Source organism: Nocardioides sp. (assembly GCF_035429765.1).
Lineage (GTDB): Bacteria > Actinomycetota > Actinomycetes > Propionibacteriales > Nocardioidaceae > Nocardioides.
In genome coordinates this window covers 1-7,965 of sequence record NZ_DAOMFK010000141.1, presented here as the reverse complement: position 1 = coordinate 7,965, position 7,965 = coordinate 1, and the positions used below count along the sequence as shown (strand labels likewise).

Annotated in this window: 7 protein-coding genes; 3 read left to right on the top strand and 4 right to left on the bottom strand. The window is 72.4% G+C overall.

The genetic code is table 11. From position 1 onward, the window contains the following. Positions 1-393 precede the first annotated feature (393 nt). Positions 394-1,830 carry a glycine hydroxymethyltransferase gene (locus tag PLP61_RS12410; RefSeq protein ID WP_324503036.1) on the top strand — a complete coding sequence of 479 codons (1,437 nt, stop codon included), beginning with the start codon at positions 394-396 and terminating at the stop codon, positions 1,828-1,830. Positions 1,831-1,856: 26 nt separating this feature from the next. Here PLP61_RS12410 and PLP61_RS12405 read toward each other — a convergent pair whose 3' ends face one another. Next, the gene (locus tag PLP61_RS12405; protein WP_324503034.1) at positions 1,857-3,500 is read right to left on the bottom strand and encodes an acyl-CoA dehydrogenase family protein; all 1,644 of its coding nucleotides are present in this window, start codon (positions 3,498-3,500) and stop codon (positions 1,857-1,859) included. A gap of 18 nt (positions 3,501-3,518) precedes the next feature. Between PLP61_RS12405 and PLP61_RS12400 the strand changes: the two genes are divergently transcribed. Both PLP61_RS12400 and PLP61_RS12395 read left to right on the top strand, forming a co-directional pair. Beyond that, on the top strand, positions 3,519-4,481 hold the full coding sequence (locus tag PLP61_RS12400) for a YihY/virulence factor BrkB family protein (protein ID WP_324503033.1): 963 nt from the start codon (positions 3,519-3,521) through the stop codon (positions 4,479-4,481). A 35-nt stretch (positions 4,482-4,516) separates the two neighbouring features. After that, positions 4,517-5,623, top strand: coding sequence for a potassium channel family protein (locus tag PLP61_RS12395; RefSeq protein ID WP_324503032.1), 1,107 nt, complete (start codon positions 4,517-4,519; stop codon positions 5,621-5,623). A 129-nt stretch (positions 5,624-5,752) separates the two neighbouring features. On the opposite strand, the gene PLP61_RS12390 is transcribed toward PLP61_RS12395, so the two are convergent. From PLP61_RS12390 to PLP61_RS12380, 3 genes are all read right to left on the bottom strand, one after another. Beyond that, a complete protein-coding gene (locus tag PLP61_RS12390) occupies positions 5,753-6,706 on the bottom strand; it encodes a DUF389 domain-containing protein (protein WP_324503031.1) in 954 nt (317 codons plus the stop codon). After that, positions 6,666-7,259 (bottom strand): RDD family protein, encoded by a 594-nt coding sequence (locus tag PLP61_RS12385; protein WP_324503030.1) that lies wholly within the window; start codon positions 7,257-7,259, stop codon positions 6,666-6,668. Before PLP61_RS12385 ends, PLP61_RS12390 begins: the two co-directional genes overlap by 41 nt. Then, the coding region (locus PLP61_RS12380; protein WP_324503029.1) for a hypothetical protein at positions 7,256-7,965 on the bottom strand (710 nt) is incomplete at its 5' end. The genes PLP61_RS12385 and PLP61_RS12380, both read right to left, overlap by 4 nt.

Genomic DNA, 7,965 nt, shown 5'->3' with positions numbered 1-7,965 from the left:
GGAGGTGGGGCTGGGGGAGCTCATCGGGGGCGTTCCTTCGTGGGACGACGCACGATCCGCGGCAGGGACTCCTCGGCGCTGAGGGTGATCGGCTGGCCGGCGACCGGCGCCCGGGGGACTGGGGGTCTGGGCGGGCGACCGCTCCGGGGGAGGGGAGCGGGGGTCAGCGGTGCCAACACATCATGCTGCGGGTGCGCCCGAGGTCCACGTGGCGGCGAACCACGAGGTCGGTATGAGTCGCAGCGGTGATCACGCGTAGGAGTCTCAGGGAGCGGACGCCCGTTCCACAACTCGGTATCTCATGTAATGAGACACAGGTCCATCAAGTGAGACGGGCTCCCGGCTCGAGCCGGTCACACAGCGACGGGTCGGCGGTGGCCTAGCATGTCCGCCATGACCGACGCCCGCACCAGCGCCATCTACCGCCAGGCCCTCGAGGTCATCGCCGAGGTCGAGCCCCGGGTCGCGGAGGCGACCCGGCAGGAGCTGGCCGACCAGCGCGGCTCGCTCAAGCTCATCGCCTCGGAGAACTACGCCTCGCCGGCGGTGCTGCTCACGATGGGCACCTGGCTGAGCGACAAGTACGCCGAGGGCACGGTGGGGCACCGGTTCTACGCCGGCTGCCAGAACATCGACACCGTCGAGGCGCTCGCCGCCGAGCACGCCCGAGAGCTGTTCGGCGCGCCGTACGCCTACGCCCAGCCGCACTCGGGCATCGACGCGAACCTGGTGGCCTTCTGGTCGATCCTCGCCCACCGGATCGAGGGCCCGACGCTGGCCCGGCTGGGCGCGAAGAACGTCAACGACCTCACCGAGGCCGACTGGGAGACGCTGCGGGGCGAGCTGGGCAACCAGCGGCTGCTGGGGATGTCCCTGGACGCCGGTGGGCACCTGACCCACGGCTTCCGGCCCAACATCAGCGGGAAGATGTTCCACCAGCAGCAGTACGGCACCGACCCGACGACGGGCCTGCTCGACTACGACGTGGTGGCCGCCAAGGCGCGTGAGTTCCGTCCGCTGGTGCTGATCGCCGGCTACTCGGCGTACCCGCGGCGGGTCGACTTCGCCCGGATGCGGGAGATCGCCGACGAGGTCGGTGCCACCTTGATGGTGGACATGGCCCACTTCGCCGGGCTGGTCGCCGGGAAGGTGTTCACCGGCGACGAGGACCCGGTTCCCTTCGCCCACGTCACCACCACCACCACGCACAAGTCGCTGCGCGGGCCCCGCGGTGGGCTCGTCCTGGCCCAGGAGGAGTACGCGCCGTCGGTCGACCGGGGCTGCCCGATGGTGCTCGGCGGGCCGCTCGGCCACGTGATGGCGGCCAAGGCGGTCGCTCTCGCCGAGGCGCGCCGGCCGGAGTTCCGCGTCTACGCCCAGCAGGTCGCCGACAACGCCAAGTCGCTGGCCGACGGGTTCCTGTCCCGCGGCGCCACCCTGGTCACCGGCGGGACCGACAACCACCTGGTGCTGCTGGACGTGTCCTCGTTCGGCCTCACCGGCCGGCAGGCCGAGTCCGCGCTGCTGGACGCAGGCGTGGTCACCAACCGCAACGCGGTCCCTGCCGACCCGCACGGGGCGTGGTACACCTCCGGCATCCGGCTGGGCACCCCCGCGCTCACCACCCGGGGGTTCGGCCACGACGAGTTCGACCGGGTCGCCGAGCTGATGATCGAGGTGCTGCGCAGCACCAGCCCAGGCACCACCAGCACCGGAGCGCCGTCGAAGGCCACCTACCGCCTGGCCGACGGCGTGGCGGACCGGGTGCGGGCCGCGGCGGCCGAGATGCTGGACAACCACCCGCTCTACCCGGGCCTGGACCTCGCGTGAACCCCTGAGGGGCTGACCCTCGGGGCCTACACCACCGGGGTGGTCCGCTCCACGATCGCCCGCATCGTGCTGGAGCCGAGCGCCGGCGGCAGCGTGCCGAAGGTGCCGTGGTACGCCGTGTCCAGCCGCGTCGCGCAGAACGCGTCGGCCACCTCGGGCGGGGCGAACCGGACCAGCAGCGACCCCTGCAGGCAGGCGGCCATCGCGCCGGTGAGCCGACGGGCCGACACCTCGAGGGAGCCGGTGTCCCCGAGCAGGGCGAGCGCGTCGTCGACGGCCCGGTCCAGCCGTGGGTCCTCGCCCCGGGCGGCTCCCACCTCGGCGATCCAGGCCTGGCGCACCTCCGGCTCCCGCGACAGCGCCCGCAGCACGTCGAGGGCGTTGACGTTGCCCGAGCCCTCCCAGATCGAGTTCAGCGGGGACTCCCGGAACAGCAGCGGCATGCCCGACTCCTCGGCATACCCGTTGCCGCCCAGGCACTCCAGGGCCTCCGCGACCATGGCCGGGGTCCGCTTGCACACCCAGAACTTCGCCAGCGGCAGCCCGATCCGGCGCAGCGCCGCCTCGTGCGGGTCGTGCACGTCGTCGACGGCAGCGGCCAGCCGCAGGGCGAGGGCGGTCGCGGCCTCCGACTCCACCGCCAGGTCCGCGATGACGTTCTGCATCAGCGGCTGGTCGGCCAGCCGTGCCCCGAACGCCTCCCGGTGGGCGACGTGCCAGGAGGCCTCGGCCAGGGCCCGGCGCATCAGGGACGCCGAGCCCAGCACGCAGTCGAGGCGGGTGGCGGCCACCATCTCGATGATCGTGCGCACCCCCCGGCCCTCGTCGCCGAGCCGGCGGACCAGGGTGCCGTGGAACTCCAGCTCGGAGGAGGCGTTGGAGCGGTTGCCGAGCTTGTCCTTCAGCCGCACCACGTCGAACGGGTTCCGGCTGCCGTCGGGGAGCACCTGGGGCAGCACGAAGCAGGTCAGCCCGCCGGGCGCCTGGGCCAGCACCAGGAACACGTCGTTCATCGGCGCGGAGGTGAACCACTTGTGCCCGTGCAGCGTGTACTCGCCGTCGACCGAGGTGGGCCGGGCCTCGGAGCGGTTGGTCCGGACGTCGGAGCCGCCCTGCTTCTCGGTCATGCCCATGCCCGCGAGCGCGCCGAGCTTCTCGGCGAGCGGGCGCCGGCTCGGGTCGTAGGTGGTCGAGGCCAGGGCCGGCGTCCACTCCTTGGCGAGCGCGTCGTCGGCGCGCAGCGCGGGTACGGCGGCGTAGGTCATCGAGATCGGGCACCCGTGGCCCGGCTCGGTCTGGGACCAGGCGTAGAAGCCGGCGGCGCGGCGTACGTGCGCGTGCGGCTGGTCGGACTCCCAGGGCGCCGCCTGCAGGCCGTAGCCCACGGCGCGCTCCATCAGCCAGTGCCAGGAGGGGTGGAAGGCGACCTCGTCGACGCGGTTGCCCCACCGGTCGTAGGACCGCAGCTGCGGCGTGTACTCGTTGGCGAGCAGGCCGTGCTCCCGAGCCGCGGCGCTGCCGGCCTCCACGCCCAGCTCCGTCAGCGAGTCCAGCACCTCCGCCGAGCCGTGCCGCAGCACCGCCTCGGTGAGCGCGCGGTCGGAACGCACGACGTCGTGCCCGACCAGCGCCGGGGCCTGGTTGGTGGCTACCCGGATGTCGTGATCCATGTGGATACCGTAGGCCCCATGGCCGAGGGCGAGGAGCACCAGCACCCGGTGCTCGCCCACCTCCGCCGGGCCCGCGAGCTGGTCTGGCGGCTCGTGGTCTCGACGGTGGGCTCCTGCCTGCGGCACCGGGTCACCGGGCTGGCGGCCGAGGCCGCGTTCTTCGCGGTGCTCTCGATCCCGCCGCTGATCTTCGCGCTCACCGGCGGCATCGGCGTCATCTCCGACCGGTTCAGCCGGGCCCAGGTCGCCGACTTCCGGGACGGCCTGATCGCGATCTCCTCGCGCGCCCTCACCGACAACGCCGTGGACCGGATCATCGTCCCGACCATCGACGACGTGCTGCAGGGGCCGCGCTACGACGTGATCTCGGTCGGCTTCGTGCTCGCCCTCTGGTCGGGCTCCCGGGCGCTGAACGTCTTCGTGGACACCATCACGATCATGCACGGGCTGGGCGGGCACCGCGGGATCATCCGCACGCGGGCGCTGTCGTTCGTCCTCTACGTGATGGCGATGGTCACCGGGGCGGTGGCGATCCCGCTGATCCTGGCCGGTCCGACGCTGGTGGAGTCCTGGCTGCCCTCGCGGCTGGACTTCCTGGTGCGCTTCTACTGGCCGGTCGTGCTGGTGCTGTGCATCTTCTTCCTGGCCACGCTGTACCACGTCTCGGTGCCCGTGCGCACCAAGTGGAGCTTCAACCTGCCCGGGGCCACGTTCTCCCTGGCCTGCTGGATCGTGGGCTCCTTCGTGCTGCGTTTCGTGCTCACCTCGACGGCCGCCGAGTCCCGCTCGATCTACGGGCCGCTGGCCGCGCCGATCGCGGTCCTGCTGTGGCTCTACATCGTGGCGCTCGCGGTGCTGGTCGGTGCCGCGGTGAACGCGTCGTTCGACACGGTGTTCCCGCAGACCTCCACCAGCCACGCCCGGGGGGAGCTGGTGCACCGGATCAGGTCGCGGATCACCCTCAAGGACGCGTCACCCTGAGCGGATCCGCGGCCGTGGTCCACTAGATTCGTCCTGTGCCCCACGTCCCGACCGCGCCGCCCGGTGCTCCGAGCGCCGGCACGGTCACCCTTCCGGTCCAGGTCCGGTCACCCTGGTGGGAGCTGGGCCGCCGGCTGCTGCTGGCCCTGGTGATCTTGCTGTTCACGATCGCGCTGGTCTACTTCGACCGCGACGGCTACATCGACTCCAACGACCCCGAGCACAACTACACCGTCGACATGGTGGACTCGATCTACTACACGACCGTGACGCTGAGCACGACCGGGTACGGCGACATTGCCCCGGTCACCAGCCAGGCCCGCCTGGTCAACGCCTTCGTGATCACCCCGCTGCGCATCGCCTTCCTGGTGCTGCTGATCGGGACCACCCTGGAGGTTCTCGCCTCCCAGGGCCGCGAGATGTTCCGGGTCGCCCGGTGGAGGAACAAGATGACCGAGCACGTCGTCGTCGTGGGGTACGGCACGAAGGGCCGCCGGGCCGTCGACACCCTGGTCAACAACGGCCTGAGCCGCGAGGAGATCGTCATCGTCGACCCCTCGGCGCTCGCGCTCCAGGAGGCGCAGGCGGACGGGGTCGCGATGGTCACCGGTGACGCCACCCGCCGGGAGGTGCTGCGGCGGGCCGGGGTGGAGCGGGCCACCCAGGTCATCATCACCACCGACCGCGACGACTCCAACGTGCTGGCCACGCTCACCGTGCGCCAGCTCAACCCCACCGCCTGGATCGTCGCCGCGGTGCGCGAGCAGGAGAACGTCGCGCTGATGCGGCAGTCCGGCGCCGACTCGGTGATCACCTCCTCCGACGCGGTCGGCCGGCTGCTGGGCATCTCCTCGCTCTCCCCGACGCTGGGCTCGGTGATGGAGGACCTGCTGACCTACGGGGAGGGGCTCGAGGTCGCCGAGCGTGACCTGCTCGTCCCCGAGGTCGGCAAGCAGCCGCAGTCGCTGCCCGACCAGGTGATCGCCGTCGTACGCGACGAGCGGGTCTACCGCTACTTCGACCCGGTGGTCTCGCAGCTGGCCCGCGGCGACCGCCTCATCGTGATCCGGCCGGCCAGGGAGCGGCCGTGGGCCCCCCGCCCCGGCACCCACGGGGAGGCCCTCTCCATCGAGCAGGACTGAGTTAGTACGGTCCCAACGCGGGGTGTTCAGGGCCTGTGGACCCCGCGTTGGGACCGTACTAACTGCGCAGCGGGGGTGGGGGAGCTCGGCCGGGGGTCTTGGGCGAGGGATCGGGTGGGGGACCGCAGGCTAGGGGTGCTTCGCTCGCGCCCGGACCCGGCGCTTGAGCACCCGGGCCCACACCGCCTGCTGGAGGGCGAGGGTGAGTGCGCCGGCCGCGGCCATCCCGACGAGGTTGAGGGCCAGCTGGAGGGAGCTGCCCACCACCTCCGAGCGGACGCCGAACGCCAGCGCCATGCCTACGTTGGCCGCCGCCGGGATCGTCGTCACCGAGATGAACACCCCCGACAGCCCCCCGACCCGGGCCGAGGTGAGCGAGAGTACGCCGGCGGCGGCCGCGATCAGCGCGACGATGAACGACCACCGGTCCGGGGTGTAGATGAAGCCCGTCCCGGGCCGGGGGCCGGTGACGTCCCGGAGGGTGACCCAGCCCAGCGCACGACCGAGCAGGGTCGCCCCGGTGGTGGCGAGGATGGCCACGGCGAACCCACCCAGCAGCGTGACGGTGGCTCGGCGCAGCAGCTGGTAGCGCCGGCGCACCAGGGCGACGCCCAGGGCGGCGATGGCGGCGAACTCGGGACCGAGGACCATCGCACCGATCACCAGGATCTGGGAGTCCAGGATGATCGCGATCCCCGCCAGCAGAGTGGCCAGCACCATGAAGCTGCCGTAGCTCCAGTTGAGCTCGGTCTCCGCGTAGGACTGGTGGGCGACCTGGGCCCAGACGACCGCGTCGGCGGAGTGGCCCGGCGCCTCCTGCTCGGCGGTCAGCGCCTCCCGCGAGAGCCACGTGGGCACCGCGGCGATGTGCACGGTTCCGTGGTCGGGCACACCGAGGCGGCGCAGCGCGTCGACCACGTCGTTGGTCGCCTCGCGGGCGACGTCCAGCTCGATGACGTCACCGAGGGGACGCAGTGCCGAGCCGCGCTGCACGGTCAGGGTGGTGACGGCCGGGTCGTCGGCGACGGCGGCGAGGACCGGCTCAGTCAGCCGGGCCGGGACCGTGATCCGCAGGTGCTGCACGGTCCTCAGTGTGCCCCACGACCTGCGGGGTCTCAGGCTGCCGGACCGGTGGGTCGGCCACCGCGCGTGGGTCTCCGCCGCCACCGGTGCGCCAGTCGTAGATCACCTGCGTCCGCAGCACGCTGTCCTGCAGAGACCGTCGCCAGGGGCTCCAGGCGCACCAGAACAGCCCGATCGGGAAGGACGCGCAGAAGACGGCCCGCAAGGCAGAGCGGATGAAGCCCAGCCGCTGGCCGCGCCCGCCGACGACGCGCAGGCCCATCACGTGGTCGCCGTAGGTCCGGCCGGCCCCCCACCAAGCCAGGGTGAGGTACACGACCAGGAGGCACAGGATCACCACCATGCTGCCCAGGAAGGACGGATCGGGCAGGCTGAAGCCGCGGGGGTCGAGGAAGAACACCACGCCCACGAGACCCAGGTAGCAGCCGACCAGCATCACCGCCACCACCGCTGCGTCGATGGTGTTGGCCACGAGCCGGGTCACCAGCCCGGCGGCGACGCCCTGGTACGGCCGCACCTCGCGCGGGATGGGGGTGAGGTCCGCGTCGGTCACTCCGGCTCCTCGCTCTTCAGCTGCACCCGGCTCCGGCGCAGCCGGTAGCGGTCGACGACCCGGCTGATCGCGTCGTCGGCCGAGATGCTGGTCATCCGGACGCCGCGGACCGTCTCGGAGGCCATCGACCCGGTCGACTCGCGGATGATGGCGGGCAGGTCGATCTCGTCGATGACCTCCTGGGCCAGCCCCGCCAGGTCGATGCGGGCGATGATCGCGTCCAGGTCGACCCGCGCCACAGCCCCGTCGAGGTCGACGGTGGCGACGACCGCGTCCAGGTCGAGCCGGTCCACGATCGCGGGGATGTTGACGGTGGCGACGATCGCGTCCAGGTCGAGCCGCCCGAGGATCGCGTCCAGGTCCACCCGGGCCACAGCCCCGTCGAGGTCGACGGTGGCGACGATCCCGTCGAGGTCGAGCCGGTCCACGACCGCCTCGAGGTCCACCCGCGCCACCGCGGCGTCCAGGTCGACCGAGGCCACCACCTCGTCGAGCCGGACGTGCCGCCTGACCAGGTCGGTGAGGTCCAGGCGCCGGACCACCTCCTCGGCCAGGAGGGGGGCCCACAGGTCGAGCAGCTCACCGAGCCGGCGCACGGCCACCGCGCGTTGGACCCGCCCCAGGGCGGCGACCTGGCCGACGAGCGTGGCGGGCTGGAGGCGCGCCGGCACGAGCGGCGGCCGCCAGGCCACCCGGGTGACGGGGG

Bases quoted from the DNA above. Each gene is read 5' to 3' on its own strand.
- PLP61_RS12410 (WP_324503036.1), top strand. From the start codon at position 394: ATGACCGACGCCCGCACCAGCGCCATCTACCGCCAGGCCCTCGAGGTC.
- PLP61_RS12405 (WP_324503034.1), bottom strand. From the start codon at position 3,500: ATGGATCACGACATCCGGGTAGCCACCAACCAGGCCCCGGCGCTGGTC.
- PLP61_RS12400 (WP_324503033.1), top strand. From the start codon at position 3,519: ATGGCCGAGGGCGAGGAGCACCAGCACCCGGTGCTCGCCCACCTCCGC.